General features: G+C 63.8%; 22 protein-coding genes and 1 riboswitch. Of the genes, 10 read left to right on the top strand and 12 right to left on the bottom strand.

The window, feature by feature from the left end:
- The first annotated feature begins 69 nt into the window (after positions 1-69).
- Both NKH50_RS19925 and NKH50_RS19930 read left to right on the top strand, forming a co-directional pair.
- Positions 70-972 (top strand): LysR family transcriptional regulator, encoded by a 903-nt coding sequence (locus NKH50_RS19925; RefSeq protein ID WP_352880609.1) that lies wholly within the window; start codon positions 70-72, stop codon positions 970-972.
- A 108-nt stretch (positions 973-1,080) separates the two neighbouring features.
- The gene (locus tag NKH50_RS19930; RefSeq protein ID WP_352880611.1) at positions 1,081-1,881 is read left to right on the top strand and encodes a lysophospholipid acyltransferase family protein; all 801 of its coding nucleotides are present in this window, start codon (positions 1,081-1,083) and stop codon (positions 1,879-1,881) included.
- A 28-nt stretch (positions 1,882-1,909) separates the two neighbouring features.
- Here the strand turns inward: NKH50_RS19930 and NKH50_RS19935 are convergent, their stop codons facing one another.
- Together NKH50_RS19935 and NKH50_RS19940 are read right to left on the bottom strand one after the other, a co-directional pair.
- Positions 1,910-2,530 carry a LysE family translocator gene (locus tag NKH50_RS19935; RefSeq protein WP_352880613.1) on the bottom strand — a complete coding sequence of 207 codons (621 nt, stop codon included), beginning with the start codon at positions 2,528-2,530 and terminating at the stop codon, positions 1,910-1,912.
- Between the two features lie 78 nt (positions 2,531-2,608).
- A complete protein-coding gene (locus NKH50_RS19940; RefSeq protein WP_352649312.1) occupies positions 2,609-3,556 on the bottom strand; it encodes an aldo/keto reductase in 948 nt (315 codons plus the stop codon).
- Between the two features lie 331 nt (positions 3,557-3,887).
- On the opposite strand from NKH50_RS19940, the gene NKH50_RS19945 reads away from it, so the two are divergent.
- Complete coding sequence (locus NKH50_RS19945; RefSeq protein ID WP_352880616.1) at positions 3,888-4,868, top strand: zinc-binding dehydrogenase; 981 nt, start codon at positions 3,888-3,890, stop codon at positions 4,866-4,868.
- 44 nt (positions 4,869-4,912) lie between these two features.
- On the opposite strand, the gene NKH50_RS19950 is transcribed toward NKH50_RS19945, so the two are convergent.
- Entirely contained in the window at positions 4,913-5,446 is a 534-nt protein-coding gene (locus tag NKH50_RS19950; RefSeq protein ID WP_352880767.1) for a gamma-glutamylcyclotransferase, read from the bottom strand.
- Positions 5,447-5,560: 114 nt separating this feature from the next.
- Here NKH50_RS19950 and NKH50_RS19955 point away from each other — a divergent pair, with 114 nt between their 5' ends.
- Positions 5,561-6,562 carry a DUF2125 domain-containing protein gene (locus NKH50_RS19955; RefSeq protein WP_352880618.1) on the top strand — a complete coding sequence of 334 codons (1,002 nt, stop codon included), beginning with the start codon at positions 5,561-5,563 and terminating at the stop codon, positions 6,560-6,562.
- A 31-nt stretch (positions 6,563-6,593) separates the two neighbouring features.
- Here NKH50_RS19955 and NKH50_RS19960 read toward each other — a convergent pair whose 3' ends face one another.
- A complete protein-coding gene (locus tag NKH50_RS19960) occupies positions 6,594-7,529 on the bottom strand; it encodes a prephenate/arogenate dehydrogenase family protein (RefSeq protein WP_352687385.1) in 936 nt (311 codons plus the stop codon).
- 6 nt (positions 7,530-7,535) lie between these two features.
- A complete protein-coding gene (gene hisC, locus NKH50_RS19965) occupies positions 7,536-8,645 on the bottom strand; it encodes a histidinol-phosphate transaminase (protein ID WP_352880620.1) in 1,110 nt (369 codons plus the stop codon).
- Positions 8,646-8,783: 138 nt separating this feature from the next.
- Positions 8,784-8,861: riboswitch (SAM riboswitch) on the top strand.
- A 95-nt stretch (positions 8,862-8,956) separates the two neighbouring features.
- Here hisC and metX point away from each other — a divergent pair.
- Positions 8,957-10,126: a homoserine O-acetyltransferase MetX gene (gene metX, locus NKH50_RS19970; RefSeq protein ID WP_254816640.1), complete on the top strand. Its 1,170-nt coding sequence runs from the start codon at positions 8,957-8,959 to the stop codon at positions 10,124-10,126.
- 58 nt (positions 10,127-10,184) lie between these two features.
- On the top strand, positions 10,185-10,799 hold the full coding sequence (gene metW / locus NKH50_RS19975; RefSeq protein ID WP_352687412.1) for a methionine biosynthesis protein MetW: 615 nt from the start codon (positions 10,185-10,187) through the stop codon (positions 10,797-10,799).
- A gap of 25 nt (positions 10,800-10,824) precedes the next feature.
- Here metW and NKH50_RS19980 read toward each other — a convergent pair whose 3' ends face one another.
- Positions 10,825-11,145, bottom strand: a complete 321-nt coding sequence (locus tag NKH50_RS19980) for a DUF1330 domain-containing protein (protein ID WP_352687381.1) — start codon at positions 11,143-11,145, stop codon at positions 10,825-10,827.
- Positions 11,146-11,417: 272 nt separating this feature from the next.
- Between NKH50_RS19980 and NKH50_RS19985 the strand changes: the two genes are divergently transcribed.
- A complete protein-coding gene (locus NKH50_RS19985) occupies positions 11,418-12,164 on the top strand; it encodes an SDR family NAD(P)-dependent oxidoreductase (RefSeq protein ID WP_352880623.1) in 747 nt (248 codons plus the stop codon).
- Between the two features lie 42 nt (positions 12,165-12,206).
- Positions 12,207-13,232 (top strand): RNA polymerase subunit sigma-70, encoded by a 1,026-nt coding sequence (locus tag NKH50_RS19990; protein WP_352880625.1) that lies wholly within the window; start codon positions 12,207-12,209, stop codon positions 13,230-13,232.
- Positions 13,233-13,250: 18 nt separating this feature from the next.
- On the opposite strand, the gene NKH50_RS19995 is transcribed toward NKH50_RS19990, so the two are convergent.
- The 3 genes from NKH50_RS19995 to NKH50_RS20005 form a co-directional block, all read right to left on the bottom strand.
- Entirely contained in the window at positions 13,251-14,057 is an 807-nt protein-coding gene (locus tag NKH50_RS19995) for a DUF1194 domain-containing protein (protein WP_352880769.1), read from the bottom strand.
- 76 nt (positions 14,058-14,133) lie between these two features.
- Positions 14,134-15,966 carry an ABC transporter ATP-binding protein/permease gene (locus tag NKH50_RS20000; RefSeq protein ID WP_352687374.1) on the bottom strand — a complete coding sequence of 611 codons (1,833 nt, stop codon included), beginning with the start codon at positions 15,964-15,966 and terminating at the stop codon, positions 14,134-14,136.
- Positions 15,967-16,101: 135 nt separating this feature from the next.
- Complete coding sequence (locus NKH50_RS20005) at positions 16,102-16,884, bottom strand: class I SAM-dependent methyltransferase (protein WP_352687372.1); 783 nt, start codon at positions 16,882-16,884, stop codon at positions 16,102-16,104.
- Positions 16,885-16,982: 98 nt separating this feature from the next.
- Between NKH50_RS20005 and gloB the strand changes: the two genes are divergently transcribed.
- Both gloB and NKH50_RS20015 read left to right on the top strand, forming a co-directional pair.
- The gene (gene gloB, locus NKH50_RS20010; RefSeq protein ID WP_352880628.1) at positions 16,983-17,750 is read left to right on the top strand and encodes a hydroxyacylglutathione hydrolase; all 768 of its coding nucleotides are present in this window, start codon (positions 16,983-16,985) and stop codon (positions 17,748-17,750) included.
- A gap of 21 nt (positions 17,751-17,771) precedes the next feature.
- Complete coding sequence (locus tag NKH50_RS20015; RefSeq protein ID WP_352880630.1) at positions 17,772-18,200, top strand: cupin domain-containing protein; 429 nt, start codon at positions 17,772-17,774, stop codon at positions 18,198-18,200.
- 4 nt (positions 18,201-18,204) lie between these two features.
- Here NKH50_RS20015 and NKH50_RS20020 read toward each other — a convergent pair whose 3' ends face one another.
- Genes NKH50_RS20020 through NKH50_RS20030 form a run of 3 tightly spaced genes read right to left on the bottom strand, consistent with a single transcriptional unit; the run spans position 18,205 to position 20,612 of the window.
- Entirely contained in the window at positions 18,205-18,873 is a 669-nt protein-coding gene (locus NKH50_RS20020; protein WP_352880632.1) for a lysoplasmalogenase family protein, read from the bottom strand.
- Positions 18,873-19,778 (bottom strand): aromatic amino acid exporter YddG, encoded by a 906-nt coding sequence (gene yddG, locus NKH50_RS20025; RefSeq protein ID WP_352880634.1) that lies wholly within the window; start codon positions 19,776-19,778, stop codon positions 18,873-18,875. Before yddG ends, NKH50_RS20020 begins: the two co-directional genes overlap by 1 nt.
- A 42-nt stretch (positions 19,779-19,820) precedes the next feature.
- The gene (locus tag NKH50_RS20030; protein ID WP_352649297.1) at positions 19,821-20,612 is read right to left on the bottom strand and encodes a DUF3108 domain-containing protein; all 792 of its coding nucleotides are present in this window, start codon (positions 20,610-20,612) and stop codon (positions 19,821-19,823) included.
- Positions 20,613-21,096 lie beyond the last annotated feature (484 nt).

Raw genomic sequence — 21,096 nt, forward strand, 5'->3', positions numbered from 1 at the left:
TCGAGATGCAGATGCCATATCTGCAACCTATCCTTCCGTTTTTCGGAAGGGCAAATTTTCGGTAGAGCTATGGATCGCCTCCAGTCCATGTCGCTTTTCGTTGCCGCGGCGGAGACAGGCAGCCTCTCGGCTGCCGGGCGTCGCTTCGGCATTCCGCTGACGACGGTCAGCCGCAAGGTTTCGGACCTGGAAAAGCACCTGAAGACACGGCTGTTGAACCGCTCGGCGCGGCAGCTGTCGCTGACCGATGCAGGCCACACCTATCTCGCCGCCTGTCGTCGCATTCTCGATGAGATCGGCGAGGCCGAGCGAATGGCCGCCGGCGAATACAGCGCCCCGACCGGCGAACTGATCGTCACTGCGCCGATCGTCTTCGGCCGCCTGCATGTGCTGCCGGTCGTCACCGGCTTCCTCTCCGTCTATCCCGAGGTAAGTGTGCGGCTGACACTCGCCGACCGGATAACCCAGCTGATCGAAGAGCACATCGACCTCGCCATCCGCATCGGCGAGCTTGCCGATTCGAGCCTGATCGCCACCCGCCTGGGTTCAATCCGTCGCGTCGTTTGCGCGAGCCCGGCCTATCTCGCCGAGCACGGCACACCGAAAACGCCGCAAGAACTTGCAGGACACAGTGCAATCACCTTCGAAGGGCTCACCGCCGCCAGTTGGAGCTTCGCCACCGGCAAGGCTGAATTCAGCGTGCCGGTCCGCTCCAGGTTACGGGTCAACACGGCTGAGGCAGCAATCGATGCGGCGATTGCCGGCGTCGGCGTGACGAGGCTGCTTTCCTACCAGATCGCCCCCGCCGTCCGGTCGGGTACGCTGCGCCCGGTGTTGCAGGAGTTTGAGCCGGACCCATGGCCGGTGAGCCTCGTCCATGCCGGCCAGGGGCTTCTGCCGGTGAAGCTGCGTGCATTCCTCGACTTCGCCGCCCCGCGCTTGAAGGAGCGGCTGGCACAGTCGACGTGGTAAATTCAGAGCAAAGGAGCGGACACCGGCTCATTGCCGGCCACTGCACCGTTTCCTTTTTGCCGGCGCTTGGTGTAACCAACGCACACCTCCTCACCGGGCACTTGCTGTATGCTCTATTTCCGCTCGCTGGCGTTCAATCTCGCCTTCTACCTCAACTTGATCGTCCAGATGATCCTCTGGACTCCGTATTATTTCCTGTCGCCGCGCCATCGCGCCTGGTTTGTGCCTAAATTCTGGTCGCGCACCAGCATGTGGCTCTACGATAAGGTCGCCGGCACCAGAAGTGAGATCACCGGCCTGGAAAACCTGCCTGAAGGCTCCTTCATCCTGGCGCCGAAGCACCAGTCCTTCTGGGACACGATCGCTTTCCTGCCGTATCTCGACGATCCCGTTTACATATTGAAGCGGGAGCTGACCTGGATCCCGTTCTTCGGTTGGTACATCTTGAAGATGCGGATGATTCCGGTCGATCGCGGCAGCCGCTCGAAGGCATTGAAGATGGTTATCGCCGCGACCAAACAGGAATTGGCGCGCAATCCGCGCCAGCTCATCATCTATCCCGAGGGCACGCGCCGTGCGCCGGGCGACGAACCGGTCTACAAATACGGCATCGTCGAACTTTATGCGCAACTTGGCATTCCAGTGGTGCCCGTCGCTCACGTCGCCGGCCTCTATTGGCCGCGCCGCAAATTCCTGCGCTATCCCGGTACGATCAAGGCGCGCTTCCTGCCGCCGATCCCGCCGGGCCTCGGCAAGGAAGAATTTATGCACCGGCTGATCGCCGAGACGGAAGCAGCCTGCGACCAGCTCCTCGTCGAGGCGTCGCAGACGCCGAACCCGCCGCCGATGCCGCCGACGGCGGTGAAAAGGCTTGGTGAGCTGGACGCGAAACGTGAATTGAAAGGCTGAGACACCCCGCCGCGAACGCCAGAAGGGCTCACGGCAAGGCAGCCAGGCCGGCTGTTGCAATCAGCGTCACGGCAAACACCAGATTGATGATCCGCGACGCCAGCGGTTTGCGAAGCAAACGTGCAAAAGCCGCGCCGGCGAGAAGCCACAAGAGATGAATGGCAACGATCATCAAGGCGAGGACCGCCAGCTTGGCTGAAATAGCAAGACCGCCGGCGCCGGAAGACGCGCCAGCAAACACGGGGGCAATCGCCACATAGGCTTTCGGATTGGCAACGGCCAGAAGGAACCCGCCAAGGAAAGTGGGAAGCGCTGCCCTACCGACGCGTGCCGCCAGGGGCGGCGCCGTCGCTATCTTGAACGCCAAATAGAGGATGTAGGCTGCCGAGGCGACCGCCAACAGCGCTGCGAGCTTCGGCAGCGCGGTGAGAACGGCCATGATGCCCGTCGCCACCACCAAAAGCACGAGGACCGTGCCGACAACGATTCCCGAGGCATAACGGAGCGAATCGCGCAGGCCGAACGCGGCGCCGATCGCGGTGACACTTATCGTCGCCGGCCCCGGGCTGCCCATAACGATGGCCGATGCCAGCACAAGCGCCAGCAATTGCTGCCATAGCTGCTGATCGAGAAGACCCTGTCCGGCCATGCGACGTCCCTGCATCCTGTGACGATGCAGGGACGGTAGGGCAAGGCAGCGGCGCCGGTCTTGAACGATCGTGCGCGGCTATGCGCTGCCCTTGTCGAGCTCGGCGATATCGTCCGGGCTGAGCTGCAACGACGCGGCCCGCACCAGGCTGTCGAGCTGGTCGAGCGTCGTCGCGCTGGCGATCGGAGCGGTGACGCCGGGCCGCGCCATCACCCAGGCCAGCGCCACTTCTGCCGGCTTGGCCGAATGTCTGGCCGACACGGCATCGAGCGCTGAGAGGATGCGCATGCCGCGCGTGTTGAGATAGCCTTTCACACCGCCACCGCGCGGGCTTTTGCCGAGGTCGGACTCGCTGCGGTACTTGCCGCTCAAAAATCCCTTGGCGAGGCTGAAATAGGTGATGACGCCGATGTCCTCGGCCACGCACAGATCGCGCAGCGGACCATCGAAGGACGAGCGGTCGTAGAGGTTGTACTCCGGCTGCAGCACCTCGTAGCGCGGCAGGCCGCGCAGGCTTGCCACGTCGAGTGCGGCGCGTAACTGGGCGGCGTCGAGGTTGGAAGCGCCGGCATAACGGATTTTGCCCTTGTCGAGCAGTTTCTGGTAAGCGCCGAGCGTTTCCTCATACGGCGTCGCCGGGTCGGGCCAATGCGACAGATAGAGATCGACGCTGTCGACCTGCAGCCTCTTCAGCGAAGCATCGATGGCCTTTTCGATATAGGCGGCCGAAAGGTCCCTCTTGCCCTGTCCCATATCCGAGCCGACCTTGGTGATGACGACGACCTTGTCGCGGTTGCCGCGGCTCTTCATCCATCTGCCGATGATGGCTTCGGATTCGCCGCCCTGGTGGCCGGCAATCCAGCGCGAATAGGAATCCGCCGTGTCGATGGCGTTGAAACCGGCCTCAATGAAGGCATCGAGCAGGTCGAACGAGGTTTTCTCATCGGCGGTCCAGCCAAACACGTTGCCGCCCAGAACCAATGGCGCGATGGATAGGTCGGTGCGACCGAGACGACGTTTCTGCAAAACTGATCTCCATGGTGATTCATGCTGGGGCGGATGGGAGCCGCCGACCGGGCTAACCTATGTCGCGCCGTGGCAACGTCAAACGTATAGCCTCTTTGCCAACCCGCCGGCGCTTCACAAAGCCGCGACCCGCCGCGCCGTGTCCGGCTCAAGGCGCTGGTTCCCGGAATCCAAACCAGCAGCCTCTGAAGAAACGATCTGGCAAATTTGGCACATAGATTGTCAAATCTGCCAATTCTGACTTTTGCCAGCCGACCGTAGGTTCCGCCGCGCCAACGCTGTCGGCCGGGCCCAGACTGTTGGCATGGGATCATTTGTTATGGAGAACGGCATGAAAGCAATCGTATTTGACGCCATCGGTTCGCCGCGCGACGTGCTCTACATGGACGACCTGCCGATTCCGCGCATCGGCGACGGCGAGGTGCTGGTCAGGATGGTCTCGGCTTCGATCAATCCGGGCGACTTCCTGTTTATCCAGGACCTCTATCCCGAACCGAAGAAGCCGCATTTTCCCCGGCAGATCGCGGGAAACCACGGTGCCGGCATCGTCGAAGCCGTTGGCGCGAATGTCTTGCTGGAACCGGGCACGCTTGTCGCGTTCAGCTATTATGGCAGCTGGGCCGAGTACGCGGCCATTCCCGCCGAATGGCTGATCCCGTTGCCTGCGGACTATCCGGTCGAACGCGCCGGGCAGATGGTGAACCCCATTACCGCGTGGGATCTGCTGACGGATTCCCGTGTCCGGCCCGGGCAGTGGCTGGCTGTCACGGCCGGCTATTCGTCGATTTCAACAATGGTGATGCAGTTCGCCCAACGACGCGGCATCAACGTCATCGCGCTGGTGCGGCGCTCGCACCAGAGCTTCGACCTGAAGACGCTTGGCGCCTCTGTCATTCTTGACCTTTCGGACTTGAAGGCAAGTATCCGGGAAGCGGTGATGGATATCAACGGCGGCGCCGGATTGAACGGGATTATCGACAATGTCGGCGGACCTGTCAGCGGCGAATTGATCCGCACCCTGGCGCTCGGCGGGCAGATGGTGATCAATGGCGGAATGAGTGCCGAGCGCTTCGAACTGCACAATTTCGATGTGTTGCTGAGCGGCGTCGAAATCAGGGCAAATATCTATCGCTACTTCTTTTCGCCGCCTGCCGAAGCCGACCGGCCTGTCCTACGCGAGATCATCGACATCTTTGGCCAGCCGGGCTTCCACGTTCCTGTCGGCGGTCTCCACGCGCTGACCGAGTTCAAGCTTGCGGTGGCAAACAGCCTGGATCGCGCCGACCTTGGTAAACAGATTTTCAGGATGTAGCCCGCGTCACGGCACCGAAAACATCATGATAACGATAAAAGGCGCTACGTCGCGATCCGTCTCGTCACGTCTTCCAGCCAATGATCGCTTATACCCAGTGCTTCGAGGTGCTCCAGCGTGCTGAGCACGTAATCCTCATTCCTCCCCGACTGGCCGACGGCGCCGCGAACGACGGCCGCCGCCTCGGCCGGGTCGAGCGCACCGGCATATTGCTCGTGGCTGCGGTCCACGACATAGGCGATGGCTTCGACCGTCCCGCTCCCATCCGTTTCACTTTTGTCGAGGCGAACGCTGAGCACACGTTCGAGATAGACGTTGGTGACCAGCTCGCGTTCGCGCAGATAGGTGATGACCTCGTTGCGCAGCTCGCCTGGGACCCGGAACGCCAGCCCGATGCAGGAGCCGCCGCGGTCGAGTCCGAGCACCAGGCCCGGCCGTTCGCGCGTGCCGCGATGCACGAAAGAATAGACGCAGAGCGAACGGCGGTAGCCATGCAGGCGGGCACGCCGCGTCTCGACATGCGCAAATCCCGGCCGCCAGATCAGTGAGCCGTAGCCAAAAACCCAAAAATCGCCCATATCGCCAAGCCTGATTGTAACGAACCACTCCACCGGTGGTGTTTCAGTCCGTCTACCTGTTGTTGCCGCAAGCGACAGCCCGCCCGTGCCACCCGCGTTAACGAAAGCCGCAGCATGACGTCAAGTGACGAGCGCCAGCCGCCCAGCCAGCGTCGCCGCCTGTTGTGGCTTGCCGCTTTCATTCTCGCGCTGTTCGGCATCTACAGCGCGGGCTGGTTCTACCTGGCGGATCTGGTCGAGAGCGCCGCCGACAAGGCGGTCGCCGATCTCGATGACAAGGACATCAAGGCCGCCTGTGCCAACCTCGCGGTCAGCGGCTATCCTTTCAGCTTCACCCTTTCCTGCGACAGTCTGGCTTACGAGGATGACAGCCGCAACGTCGCGGCATCGACAGGCAAGATCAACGCTGCCACCCAGATCACGCAGCTTCTGTCGCCTGCCGCCGAGCTCAGGGGGCCGCTCAGGACCTCCGTTCCCGGCATGACCCCGCTCTGGATCGACTGGGATGATCTGCGGGCCGACATGAAGCTGTCCTGGCCGCTGCCGAGACGCCTCTCGCTGCAGGCAGAAGGCCTGTCCGGCCAGACCGATCCCGCAGACGATACCGATCCCGTCTCGCTGTTCAGCGCCGGAACTGCCAGCGGGCAATTGCGCCCAAACGGCCCGGACATCGACTATGCCGGCAATTTCACCGATCTCGAAATCGACGCGGCGGCCATCGACGGGCGCGTCTTGCCGCCGCTCGATGGCAGCGGCGATGTGACGCTGAAGAACGGCGTGATGCTGATCATGGCAAACCCGAAGAGCCTGCGCGGCCTCGCGGCCGAAATCCACGAGCTCGATCTGTCGTCCGGAACTGCGCGCATCACCGTTTCCGGACCGCTGTCGGTCGATGACGGCGGTCTCATAAATGCCGATCTGACGATCAAGCTCAATGATCCAAAGGCCGTGGCGGCGATCCTTGCCACCGCCATCCCCGAGCAGAAGAAAGAGATCCAAACCGGCTTTGCCGGACTGGCGCTGCTCGGCAACCAGCCGTCGATGCCGCTGAAGATCGTCAGGGGCAAGGCCTCGCTCGGCTTCATCCCGCTCGGCAAGATCAAGCCGCTTGACTAGGCGGTCGGGACTGCGATCGGCCTGCCGCGGCTTATCCCTTCGGCGGGTGTTCGACTGCCTGGCGACCGAAATCCGGTACGTCGATGTCCTGGCCGGCCTCGATGATCGAGCGGCGGACGGCGCGGGTGCGGGTGAACAGGTCGAACAGCTTTTCGCCGTCGCCCCAGCGGATCGCCCGCTGCAGCGAGGACAGATCTTCCGAGAATCGCGCCAGCATTTCGAGGATGGCGTCCTTGTTGTGCAGGCAGACGTCACGCCACATGGTCGGGTCGGACGCCGCGAGACGGGTGAAGTCGCGAAAGCCGGAAGCCGAGTATTTGATGACCTCGGACTTGGTCACCGACTCCAGATCGTCGGCGGTACCGACGATGTTATAGGCGATGATGTGCGGCAGGTGCGAAACGATGGCCAGCGTCATGTCGTGATGCTGCGGGTCCATCGTGTCGATGTTGGAGCCGCAGCGGCGCCAGAATTCCGAGAGCCTTTCCAGTGCCGCGGGATCGGTGCCGGGCAGCGGCGTGAAGATGCACCAGCGGTTCTCGAACAGTTCGGCAAAACCGGCATCTGGTCCCGACTTTTCGGTGCCGGCCAAAGGATGGCCGGGAATGAAGTGCACGCCATCAGGCACATGCGGCTGCATCTGCGCGATCACCGATGCCTTGGTCGAGCCGACATCGGTAAGGATGGCGCCCTTCTTCAGCGTCGGCGCGATTTCCGCGGCGACGGTACCCGAAGAGCCGACCGGCACCGAAACGACGACCAGATCGGCATCGCGAACCGCCTCTTTCGCATCCGTCGTGTAGGTGTCGCCGAGGGCGAGTAGGCTCGCCCGCGCCAGCGTCGCTTCGCTGCGCGTCGAAATCGCGACTTGGCCGGCGAGCCCCTCACGGCGGATGACGCGGGCCAGCGACGAGCCGATCAGGCCGATGCCGACCAGCGCGATCTTTTCGAACATCGGTGAGGTCATGGTGTTCTAGCTTTTCAGGAATGTCGCGAGTGCGGCGGCAACGCCGCGGTTGGCCTCTTCGGTGCCGATGCTCATGCGCAGCGCGTTCGGAAAACCGTAGCCGGAAACGCGCCGCAATATGTAGCCGCGCGCACTGAGGTAGTCGTCGGCGGCCGCCGCCGAATGCTTTTTGTCCTCGGGAAAGTGGATAAGGATGAAATTGCCGACGCTCGGTGTCACCCGCAGCCCAAGCCCGCTTAGTTGCTCGGTCAGCCATGCCAGCCAGGTCTCGTTATGCGCCACGCTGCGCTCGATATGGACGCGGTCGCGGATCGCTGCGATGCCGGCCTCGATTGCCGTCGCATTGACGTTGAAGGGTCCCCGCACGCGGTTGATCGCGTCGATGACGTGCATTGGCGCATACATCCAGCCGATCCGCGCCCCGCCCAGGCCCAATTTGGAGAAAGTGCGGGTCATGACCACGTTTTCCGCGCTGCCCACCAACTCGACGCCGGCTTCATAATCGTTGCGCCGGACATATTCGGCGTAAGCTGCATCCAGCACCAGAAGCACGTTTCGCGGCAGGCCGGCATGCAGGCGGCGCACCTCCTGGAACGGCACGTAGGTGCCGGTTGGATTGTTGGGATTGGCAAGGAAGATGATCCTGGTACGCGGCGTCACCGCGGCAAGAATTGCATCGACATCGGCGCGTTCATCGGTCTCCTTGACCGTTACCGGGACGGCACCGGCCGATTGTATGTAGATCTTGTAGACCATGAAGCCGTGTTCGGTGATGATCGCTTCGTCGCCGGGTGCGAGGTAGGTCTGCGCCAGCAGGCCCAGAATCTCGTCGGAGCCGTTGGAACAGACGATGTTCGCCGGGTTGAGCCCGTGCACCTCGGCGATCGCTTCCCTCAGGCGCCTGGCGCTGCCGTCGGGATAGACCGCGAGCTTGTCTGCGACCGCGCGCGCGGCCTCTATCGCCTTTGGCGAAGGGCCGAGCGGGTTCTCATTCGACGACAATTTATGGACCTTGGCGACACCTTCAGGCGCCGTGCTCTTGCCGGGCACATAGGCTTCGATATCCATGATGCCGGCGCGGGGCCTTGGACGTGTCTGATCCGGTATCTGGCTCATTCCATGAAATCCGTCGAGAGTGCCTCCGTCCGGAGGCCGCAGCGGAAATACAAGCCGTGGCCCGGAATGTCGAGGGGCGGCAATTCGGGATCAAGAACTTGCCGTTGACGAAGCCATGCGTCGGTCCTAGAAGAGCAGCAACAGTTCCGTGGTGATTTGGCCGGTCGGCTTGCAGCCACGTTAAACAACTTGCTAAAGGGCCGTTTGCATCTTGTAACCGGCTTTGCGAAGGCATGGCCGGTTTTTTGTTGCCCTGGCTGGTTGTTGCCCGGACCGGCGGTGGACAACTGAAGGCCGGGCAAGGAGATGTGATGGTCGCTTTGCGCGCGCGAAAAACCAACAACGAGGCCGACCAGCCGTCGAGCCCGGTGTTGCGTTTCGGCGCCGACAAGCCGCTCAAGCTCGACGCCGGCACGCTGCTGTCGCCGTTCCAGATCGCCTACCAGACCTATGGCACGCTCAACGACGAGCGCTCCAACGCCATCCTCGTCTGCCATGCGCTGACCGGCGACCAGCATGTCGCCAACACCAATCCCGTGACCGGCAAGCCGGGCTGGTGGGAAGTGCTGATCGGCCCCGGCAAGATCATCGACACCGATCGTTTCTTCGTCATCTCGTCCAACGTCATCGGCGGCTGTCTCGGCTCCACCGGCCCCGCCTCGACCAATCCCGCCACCGCCAAACCCTACGGGCTCGACCTGCCGATCATCACCATCCGCGACATGGTGCGCGCGCAGCTGATGCTGGTCGAGCATTTCGGTATCGAACAGCTGTTCAGCGTGCTGGGCGGCTCGATGGGCGGCATGCAGGTGCTGCAATGGGCCTCGAGCTATCCCGAGCGCGTCTTCTCGGCGCTGCCGATCGCCACCGGCGCCCGCCATTCTTCGCAGAACATCGCTTTCCACGAGGTCGGCAGGCAGGCAGTGATGGCCGACCCGGACTGGCATGGCGGCAAATACTTCGAGCACGGCAAGCGGCCGGAAAAGGGGCTGGCGGTGGCGCGCATGGCCGCTCACATCACCTATCTGTCGGAAGCAGCGCTGCACCGCAAGTTCGGCCGCAACCTTCAGGATCGCGAAGCCCTGACCTTCGGCTTCGATGCCGACTTCCAGATCGAGAGCTACCTGCGCCATCAGGGCATGACCTTCGTCGATCGCTTCGATGCCAACTCCTATCTCTACATGACCCGGGCGATGGACTATTTCGATCTCGCCGCCGACCATGGCGGCCGGTTGGCCGATGCCTTCGCCGGCACCAAGACGCGCTTCTGCCTGGTTTCGTTCACCAGCGATTGGCTGTTCCCGACCGAGGAAAGCCGCTCGGTCGTGCACGCGCTGAACGCGGCCGGCGCCTCGGTCTCGTTCGTCGAGATCGAGACCGACCGCGGCCACGACGCCTTCCTGCTCGACGAACCGGAACTGTTCGCCGCCATCAAAGGCTTCATCGCCTCGGCGGCGCGGGCGAGAGGGCTCGGCGCATGACCCCGAAAAGTTCCGGATTGTTCGGATCAGGACCATGCGCCAGGCAAGTGACGAGCCCATGAGCGTCAACCGCGCCCAGCGCGTCGACCTCGAGGTCATCGCCGATCTCATCCCGCCGCAGTCGCGGGTGCTGGACGTCGGTTCCGGCGACGGCCTGCTGCTCGAATTGCTGCAGGCGACCAAGAAGGTCGACGGTCGCGGGCTGGAACTGTCGCAGCGCGGCGTCAACGAATGCGTGGCGCGCGGCCTGTCGGTCATCCAGGGCGATGCCGATAAGGATCTCCAATTCTATCCCGATAAGGGCTTCGACTTCGTCGTTTTGTCGCAGACCTTGCAGGCGACCCGCAATCCGAAATTGGTGCTCGACGAACTGCTCAGGATCGGCAACCGCGCTATCGTCTCATTCCCAAATTTTGGTCACTGGCGGGTGCGCTTTTCGCTACTGTTCAACGGCCGCATGCCGGTGACCAAGGACCTGCCCTATTCCTGGTATGACACCCCCAACATCCATTTCTGCACCATTCGCGATTTCGTCAATCTGTGCGACGAGCTTGGCGCGACGGTGGAAAAGGCGACCGCGCTCGACGCCAATGGCCAGCGGATCGGCTTCTCGATGCCGTGGTGGTTCTGGAATTTTTTCGGCCAGCAGGCGGTGTTTCTGCTGAAACGATAAGAGCCAATCGTCGCGGATCGTCCCCTTATTCGAGAACGTCGGTGGCCTTGTGCGGGTGCTGGACGCCATCGACCAGGACCACGTCGGACTGAGAATTCTCGGTGCGCAGCGGCAAGATCTCCTGATAGGCGGGCGAGCGGTACCATGCACGCACCTGCTGCATGTCTGGAAATTCGATCATGACGAGGTGGCCCGGCCAGGTGTTTTCAACGACTTCCACCTCGCTGCCATGCACGATGAAGCGCCCGCCAAACGGCTCCAGCGTGGCATCGATCTTGTGCAGGTACTCGACGATCTGCGGCCCCGGCGTGACCTGGCGCATATGCGCGACGGCGTAGGCGGTCATGGCTGTACTCCCTGGTGGTCGAAGCCGGACAACCGGCTTGATGGGAGCAGTTTGCCGAGACCTTGCACGCTGGTCGATTACCCCCGAGGTAATGACACTGAATACAAAACCGACGCGCCTCTGCCGTTGCTGCTCCGAACAGGGCCGTGCGCGAGCCCTGCTGTCACCTGAAAAATATTTCCGCCTGGCGCCGATGATTTCCGCACGCCTGCGCTGTCCTTATCGATGAGCGCGCCTGGATGGTCCGGCGGCCGGGAACAGAGAGGTGATCCATGGGATCGTTGCAAGGTCAGAATGTTGTAGTCGTAGGAGGCAGCCGTGGGGTCGGCCGCTCCATCGCGGAGGCCGCCCTCAAGGAGAGAGCGACGGTGCTGGCCGTCGCCCGCGGGAAACAAGCCCTGGCGCAATTTGCCTGGGAGGTCTCGGGCGTGACGACGCTCGCCGTCGATGCGACGGTGGACTCCGCCCCCGACAAGGTCTTCGCCGCGCTTGAGCCGGACGTGCTGGTGATCTGCGCAGGCGCGCTGGCGCCTTCCGCGCCGCTGCACGAACAGAACTGGAAGGCGTTCTCGGCAAATTGGGACACGGACGTCAAGGCGTCGTTCCTGTTTTGCCGGGCCGCTCTGCGGCGTCCGCTCAAGCCGGGGACCCGGATCGTTCTGATCTCCAGCGGCGCGGCCTTGACCGGCGGACCACCGAACGCCGGCGGCTATGCCGGCGCAAAACGCATGCAGATGTTCCTGGCCGGTCATAGCCAGAAGGAGGCCGACCGGCTTGGCCTCGGCCTGCGCTTCATGGCGCTCGCGCCGATGCGCATCATGCCGGAAACCGGCGTGGGCAAGGCCGGCGTCGACAGCATAGCGGCCTATATGGGCATCCAGCCGGCGGACTTCATCGCCGCCATGACCGACACGCAAACCCCGGCCGACGTCGGACGGGCGGTGGTCGCGCTCGCCACCGGCCAGCCGCAAGGCAGTTCCTTCATGGTCAGCGGTAGCGGGCTTGCACCGGCCGCCTGAGGCGCGCGTAATGCAACGCTCACTCGTAACCGCACAAGCCACATGACAGACGCTCAACCACCTCTGGAACCAGCACGCCAGCCGATCCTCGATCGGCTGGCCTTCGAGAAGGTCACGGCCGCGCATCGCCGCGAGCTCAAGCTGCATTGCTATCGCATGATGGGTTCGCTGCACGAGGCCGACGACCTCGTCCAGGACACGTTGCTTCGCGCCTGGCGTGCCAGGTCGGAGTTCGACGGGCGAGGTTCGGTTCGCGGTTGGCTCTACATGATCGCGACCAACGCTTGCCTCAACGCCATCAAGGCGAGGTCGAGGGCGCATCGCATTCTCCGGGAACCCGGACGGCCGCCCTCGCACGGGGCGGCCATAGGCGGGCCCGTAGCCGACATCGCCTGGCTGGAGCCCTACCCCGACGCCGAGCTTCCAGACATTGCCGGCAGCGAGTCAGGTCCGGAAGCCCGTTACGAGAGCCGCGAGGCCGTCCAGCTCGCCTTCGTCGCAGCGATCCAGGATCTGCCACCCAGGCAGCGCGCCGCGCTGCTGCTTGCCGACGTCCTGGGATGGTCGGCCGTCGAGACGGCGCGTTTGCTGGGCGGATCGACGGCTTCGATCAACAGCGCGTTGCAGCGCGCCCGCGCAACGCTGGCGGCGCGCTATCCCCAGGGACGGCCGACCAGCCGATCACGGCCCAGCCCCGAAGAAGGCCTGCTGCTCGAACGCTACATGCAGGCCTGGCAGGCCGCCAATCTCGACAGCTTGATCGAGCTGCTGCGTGAGGACGCCATCTATACAATGCCGCCTTGGCGCGAATGGTATCAAGGCCGCGAAGCGATCCGCGGTTTCCTCGAGACCGTCTGGCCGAGGTTTGGCGGCTTCCGCACGCTGGCCACTCGGGCCAATGCCCAGCCGGCGGTCGGGGTTTATTCCCGCAGCCACGATGGCCCTGAATGGCGGGCCCATTCCCTGCATGTGTTCGACGCCGCCGAGGGCGGGATCGCTTCCTTGACGATCTTCATAGGGCCGCTCGGGCCATCTCTGTTCCCGGCCTTCGGCCTGCCACCAGCCTAACCTACCCCTGGGCCAGCCTTATCGGTCGAGTTCCGGGAAGTATGGGTCCGAGAAAAACCGCCGGTCGCGCTCGCCTTGCAGGCAGTCGATCGGTGCGTCGATGCCGATCGTCCTCGGATCCACCTTGGGATACTCGATGCCGCTGACCTCGAGGATCAGTTTGCGGCGAGTGGCGGTGGCGAATTCGGAAGCAGCATAGATCGGCAGCACGAACGAGCCCGGCCCGCCGGTGACGCATTCGACATAATACCGGTCGAGATGGCTGAAGGTGGGTGACGGGCTGATCAGCATCGGCAGCCCGTTGATGACGATGCCCTTCGCCAGCGCCGCATCGCGTGCCGCCGTGACCGGCAAGCCGGTGTTGTTTGGGCCGTCGCCCGAGACGTCGATGACGCGGCGTTTGCCGGTGAAGGCCGTGCCGTTGAAAAGCTCGACGCCGAAAGCCACTGCGCCGGAAATCGAGGTGCCGCGAAAGCTTCTGAACGGGCGGGCCGCGATCTTGTCGGCGAAAGCGTTGGCGCTCTCCTTGCTGTCGATGACCTGCCAGGCAATGACCGCATCGTCGCGGATGGTGCCGGCCCATTCGAAATAGGCGATGGCGATGCGGCCGGAGGTGCCGGCACGCACGGCGTTGATGAAGTCGGGATGGCGCAGCGCCGCGACATAGCCGGCGCGCTGCAGGGCAAACTCCCTTTCATCCATCGACTGCGAGATGTCGACGGCCAGCACCAGCTCGACATCGACGGCAAGTGCATTGGCCGGCGCGGCCACGGGTGCCGCCGGGGCGCAGGCAAGGCAGGCGAGCAGGGCGAAAGCGTCAAGCATGGCCGATCGGAACGTTCCCATCTGAAACGATCGCGACAGTTTTTCGCCGCGATCGCGGCGAAATAAAGCTTGGTTTCTATTTCTTTCGGCCAGCCGAGGCGATGGCCGGGGGCGGTTCGATGGCCCCTGCCCTGATACGGGCCGGCTTGAGGGCCGGTTGGCCGGCATCCTTGACGATGGTCAACGCCCGCCGGAAGAAGCGGCCATTGTGCTGGCCGCGGCCGATATTGAGGATCGCGGCGTCGGGAATGCGCTTCTCCAGCATCGACAGCACTTGCCTCAGCGTCGGGCCGTCGAACGCGTCCAGCGCCTCGTCGATAATCACCCATTTCGGCCGTCGCAAGGCGAGCCTGGCAAAGGCCAGCAGACGCTGCTCGTCGTCGCTGAGCTCACGCTCCCAGCGCGCCGACCGATCGAGCGAGGACGACAGGCGCTGCAGCCCGACATCGGCCAGCACCTCCGAGATCTCGGCATCGGCCGCCTCCGCCGCGCCGTCTGCATGGTTGAGCACCTCGCGCAGCCTGCCGAGCGGGAAATAGGGGGTGCGCGGAACAAAGATCGGCGCTTCTCCGGCCGGCATGCCGATCCGTCCGCTGCCCCACGGCCACAGACCGGCAATGGCCCGGAAGAACAGCGTCTTGCCGGCGCCCGGATCTCCGGTGATCATGACCCGGTCGCCGGCGCGGATTTCGACATGCGGCTCGGCAAGCTTGGTGCATCCCTCGGGCGAGGCGATCTCGAGTTTCTCGAAGGTCAGGCTGCCGTCCGGGTTTTCGCCGAACGAAATGCGCCTTTCCGTATCGTGCAGCGCGTCGGTGTCGCCAAGCGCGATGCGGAAGTCGGCGACCCGCATCAGCGTGGCGCGCCAATCGGCGATGCCGCCGATATTGTTGATGAACCAGCGCAGCGAGGAATGAACCTGGTTGAAAGCGCCGACTGCCATCATCAAGCCGCCAAAGCTGATATCGCCGGCGAAATAGACCGGTGAGGCGACCAGGATCGGCGCAACGACTGTGATCCAGCCGTAGGTGTCGGTAACCCAGGAAAGATTGATCTGGGCGCTGTAGATGCGCCGCATGGCGCCCAGCACCATGCCGAGATCGAATTCGAGCCGGCGTCTGGCATCGGCCTCGCCATGCGCCAGCGCGATGGCATCGACATTCTCGTTGACGCGAACCACCGAAGAGCGCAGCTCCGCTTCACGCGTATAGCGATCGTTGTTGAAGCGGATCAGCGGCCGCCCGACCAACCAGCTCAACCAGGAGGCGGTGCCGGCATAAAGGATCGCCGCCCAGACCATGTAACCGGGTATGGCCAGCGAATGGCTGCCTATGTGGAAGACGAAGCCGGAAGACAGCGACCACAAGACGCCGACGAATGAGGCAAGCAGGATGCAGGACTGCAGCAGGCCGATGCCGAGGCCGGTGGAAAGATCCGAGAGATGCGCGACATCCTGCTGCAGGCGCTGGTCGGGATTGACGCCGATGGCGCCGGCATGGGCCAGCCGGAAGGCGCGCGCCGGCCGCATCCACTCGCCGATCAGATCGAGCGTCAGCGCCTCGCGCAGCTTCAGGCGGATCATCTGGTCGAGCCAGGTCTGGCCCACGTTAAACAGAAGCAGCCCGCCGGCTATTGCCGCAAAGACCAGAAGCTGATGCAGGAAGGCCTGCATGTCGCGCCGCGCCAGCGCGTCGAAGAACGGTTGGTTCCAGCGGTTGAGCAGAACCTGCCCGACGGAGGTTGCGACAATGACGGCGACGATGCCGATTGCGGCCCAAAACAATTGTTTTCGCACTGGCGAGGTGGTCAGCGCTATCTTGATTGTTGCCAGCTGCTCACGCAGGCTGCTGGCTTCGATCGACGCGGCAAGCTTCTGGGCGCTGGCCTCGACATCCGGATGATCAGCCATGAGTGAATCCTTGCATTCGGAAGCGGTGCTGAAGCCCGGTCATAGAAATCGCCGGTCATAGAACCGATTGCGTATGCCTTCAATCGGGCAGCGAACCCGTCCGCGACAGATAGGTGAGAAAAAGCCTGCGTCGGATCACGAACGCGTCATCTTGGCGGCGCCGGACGTTTGGCCCGCGACAGTCCGGCCAAGCGTCGGCGCGCCATGCGGCGAGAGAACCGGCACGAAGACGCGGCGGGACGCGCGCTGGGCAACCGGCACGCCTTGGTAAAGCCGCTTCTGCGCCTCGACGACGATAACGCCCGAAAAGATCGGCCAGAAGCGCCGGCCGGCGCGTTCCAGCACATTGTGGAACTGCATCATGAAACGTCGCGGCGACGGCGGGAAGAACAGCGCATCGGACCATGCCGCCGGCGTGAAATTCGCTTCGCGCAGCAATTCGGTGAGCTGGCCGCGCGAGAACGGCCGGCCATTGCCGAAAGGCGTATGCTCGAAGCGCGCCCAGACGCCGCGCCGGTTGGGCACAACGATGACGACACGGCCGGCAGGCGACAGCACCCGCCAGATCTCGTTCAGCGTCTCGCGCGGGTTCTCGACATGTTCGAGCGAATGGACGAGCAGCATGCGGTCGATGCAGGAATCGACCAGCGGCAGTTCCTCGTCGAACACCAGCGCGGTCGCCGTCGGCCCCGTCGCCGGCCAGACCACCGCGCCCTGTGTTGCCGGCATGAAGGCAAAGACACGCTCGGCATCGCTGCCGAAGCGTTCCAGCCACGGCAAGGTATAGCCGAGACCGACCAGCCGCTCGTTGGGCACTACGGCCCATATCGAGGACAGCGCCATGGTGATCGAGCGTTCGGCCAGGCGGCCGAGCGTGGTCGAATAAAAAGAACGGAGATCGACAATGTCTGAATGCATGCGCGGAACGGTAGCTTCGAAGCAGTCCAAGTTCAACAAAGGCAGATGACATCGGCTGGCAGGCGCCCTATGTCTGCGGCAATAAAGGGAGAGATGCGATGCCGGTCGAGATCGAACAATTCATGTGCCGCAGCGACAATTTCGGCGTGCTGGTGCACGACCCGAAAAGCGGCCAGACGGCGCTCATCGATGCGCCCGAGGAGGCGCCCATCCTGGCGGCCATCAAGCGCACCGGCTGGACCCCGACGATGATCCTGACCACCCACCACCATCTCGACCATGTCGAGGCCAATCTGGCGCTGAAGGAGCGTTTCAAGCTGCGCATTGTCGGTCCGGAAGCCGAAAAGGCGAAGATTCCCGGCATCGACGAAACTGTCGAACAGGGCTCGGTCGTCCACCTCGGCGACGAGCGGATCGAGGTCATCGCCACACCCGGCCATACCGCGGGCCATGTCACCTACCATCTGCCGGCGTCGAAAGAGGCATTCGCCGCCGACACGCTGTTTGCGCTCGGCTGCGGGCGGCTGCTCGAATGCAAGCCGCCGGTGATGTACGAATCCCTGAAGAAGCTCGCGGCGCTGCCGGCCGACACGGTCGTCTATTGCGGCCATGAATATACGCTGGCCAACGCCCGTTTCGCGCTGACCGTCGACCCGACCAATTCGGCGCTGAAAGAGCGCGCCGCCAAGGTCGAGGCGTTGCGCGCCGACGGCAAGCCGACGCTGCCGACGACGATCGGCGAGGAACTGTCGACCAATCCGTTCCTGCGCTGGCACGATCCGGCGATCCGCAGACATCTCGGCCTGGAGAAGGCCTCCGACGCCGAAGTGTTCGCCGAGATCCGCAAGCGCAAGAACAATTTCTGAGCGGCGCCAGGAGCTAGGGTCATGACCAGTTCCGCCGAAATCATCGCTCTGCTCGGCCTGAAGCCGCATCCGGAAGGCGGCTGGTATGCCGAGACCTTTCGCGACGGCTCGGCAGGTACGCGCGGCCATTCGACGGCGATCTATTTCCTCCTCGAGAAGGACCAATTGTCGGCTTGGCACCGGGTCAAGGACGCGGCCGAGGTCTGGCATTTCTATGACGGTGCGCCGCTGGCGCTGTCGATACATCGAGAAGGCGGTCCCGTCATCGAGGAGATCCTCGGTACCGGGCTCGCTGCAGGCGAGCGGCCGCAGATCGTCGTGCCGGCAGGCTGGTGGCAATCGGCACGCAGCCTCGGCGAATGGACCCTGGTCGGCTGCACCGTGGCGCCGGGTTTCGATTTCGCAGCCTTCGAACTTGCCGAACCAGGCTGGCTGCCGGGAACGCCATAGGCACCTAGCCCAGCAGGAAACCCAGCGTGATCGCCAGCTGGCCGACGTAATACAGCGCCCATACCGCATGGCGCACCCAAATGCGATGCGGCGAGATGGCAGGCAGCAGGAACTTTTCCGCGGCGTGCAGCCCGTCGGACAGCATGAGCAGGACGATGCCGCCAATGACCCCGACGCTGTTCAGGGTGAGCGCCGCAATGCCCATGGCAAGCAGTGCCCCGGCATGCACGCCGATCGGCAAACGCAAGGCAGGGCCGACGCGGCGCCGAAGCGCGAAAACCATCGCCAGCACCAACACGGCCATCGCCAGCACGATCGCTGCTCGCCACGGCTCGGCCAAAAGCAGCCCGAGGCCGCCGCCGGCACGCAGGAACAGCACGACGTAAAGCACATGCGCGGCAAGAAAACTGGTTGCGCCGCCAAGAAATGCCTTCTCGCCGTCGCGCGACAGGAGGGCGTCGCCCACGGCGCTGACGCCGAGTGCGGCGACGAGCAGCCATGGACCGCCCTGCTGCACGACCAGCACCGCAAGCATCGCCACCGCCAATGTCCTTGCCGCCGACCGCGAAAGGCGCGGCGGCATGCCGAGGCTGAACGCGTAAATCACCGCCGCCGCCAGCGAAAATACCAGCGTCGCATTGGCATTGGCATCGATGCCGCCGGGAAACGGCATCAAGCGTTTGCCTCGCTCGTAGCCCTCTTGCGCAGGAACAGTGATTTCGCCGCCAGTGCCGCGCCGCCGGTGATCAGCACGCAGGCGGCGAGGATGCGCCATGACGGCTCGGCGAAGCCGGCGGCGATCAGCACGAGGGTGGACAGCAGCGGCGCGGCATAGCTCGCCGCCCCCAGCACCTGGATGTTGCCGCGCTTGACGCCGATGTCCCAGGCATAGAACGCCGCCCCCACCGGCATCAGACCGAGGCCGAGCACGGCCAGCCACTGGCCGGCGCCGGCGGGCAGCACCGTCTGTTCAAGCAATAGGTGGCAGACCAGCGAAAGGGCCGCGGTGGCGGCGCAGAACCAGGTGACGATCGAGGTCGGCACCGACGGGAAGCGCCGCGACAACAGCGAATAGGACGACCACAGCACCGCGCAGACGCCGGCCATGGCGTAGCCGAAGGCATAACGCGCGTCGAAGGCAAGCCCGCCGCCCTTGGTGACGATCAGGATCGTGCCGGCAAGGCCGAGCAGCGCGCCGGCGACGTGGTTCCAGGCCAGCCGCTCGCCCGGCATCAGCGCCGACCCCAGCACGATCAGCAGCGGCCACAGATAGGCGATCAGGCTGGCCTCGACGGCCGGCGCATTGCGGAGCGCAGTGAAGTAGAAGAAGTGGTAGCCGAACAGGCCGGCAATGCCGATCACCCAGACTTTGCGTGGTATTTCGACCTGGCGCGGTATCTTCGCGGCGCCATCGGCTGCCGGCATCAACAGCCGGGCAACCAGCCCGACGCAAGTGCCGATCGTAAAGGTGATTGCCGAAAGCAGGAACGGCGGCACGGCGCCCGAAGCATCCGTAAGCAGCGCCAGCAGCGCCCACATGGCGACCGCGGAGAAGCCGATCAGTGTTGCGCGCGCCATAGCCGTCGCCCCCTGCCCATCGTTGGCGGCGCACCATCACGCCTATTCGTTTGCTTCGAACCGCTCCGCGCTGATCGTCAACGGGCCGATTTGCGTGCTGACCGTGGCGCGGATCGGCGCATATACGCCGCTTTGGCCGACTGGTGCAAACGTCACCATGATGCGGCTGCGTTTCTTCAGGTAATTCAGCGCCTTGCGGTTCTTGCGGTAACCGGCCACCGGCTCGAAGCCCAGCCTGCAAGTGACCGTATCGCCCTTGTAGCCGGCCACCGAGATCGACCCTTTGGACTCGTAGGTCAGTTTGAGATCGGCACGCATTTCGCCGTCATAGAGCTTCACCGTGCGCCCGCAGACCTGGTCGAGGCTGTCGGCATGGATGACGGTCGCGGCCATCGGATCGAGGACCGATACGAGATCGCTGCCGGCCAGCGGTATCCAGTTGTTGGGATTGCGCTTCTTCGGCTCAGGCACGACCTTGGTCGAGGTGACGACGCCGTTGGCAAACCGGATGTCGATCATCGATGCCTTCTTGCCGGACGTGTAGTCGGCGTGGAACGCTTGCGGCTGCAACCGCTTGCCCGAAATCTTGCCCTTCGACGAGATCGTACCTCGCGTATCGTCGAACAAAGTGGCGAGGCCGGCAGCGGAGACGCTGCCCTCGATCGAATAGGTGTCGCCCTCGTAGTGGCTGGAGAATTTCGCTTTGGCCACGGAAAGGCCGAGGAACGATACCGAATACTCGCCCGTGAAGGATTGCGGCTCAGCGGCCGAAACCGTCGTCGACAGCGCGACGGCCATCAGCACGACCAGGGCATGGAGGAAAGAACGAGGCATGGCGGGTCCTTGGTTGTCGACCGGACGGGCGGCTCCGGTCTGGCATGTCCCTGTGCGACCGCTTATAGGCTGAATTCCGGCCTTAATGTGAAAGGCGGCGTCGGCGGGGGTCGGCGGGGAACGCTGGGGAGGGTCCAGGGCCAGAAAAAAACCCGCCTCGGCGGGCGGGTCGTCGGTGCGAATCAGCACCATACCTAGATTAGTGGCATAGCTGCCGGCACAAAGCAAGAACAAAATGCGGCCATCGACGAATTTGCGGATCTGCCTCGGCCCGGATGAGGGAAAGGGTTGCGGCTTCACTCCGGCTTGGGCTCCTCGCCCCACGAAAGTGGGGAGAGCGCAACCATCATGCGGTGGGCGAGGAACCCAGGTCTTGAGACAACTGCGGGACAGCAACATCTCCTCCAGAAGAGGGCGATCAGCAGCTTCACTGACGACGCCTACTCCGAAAGTGCGATTCCCCATGCCCGAAGCAACCCCCAAG

Origin of the sequence: Mesorhizobium sp. M1027, assembly GCF_040318745.1 — a bacterium.
Taxonomy (GTDB): Bacteria; Pseudomonadota; Alphaproteobacteria; order Rhizobiales; family Rhizobiaceae; genus Mesorhizobium.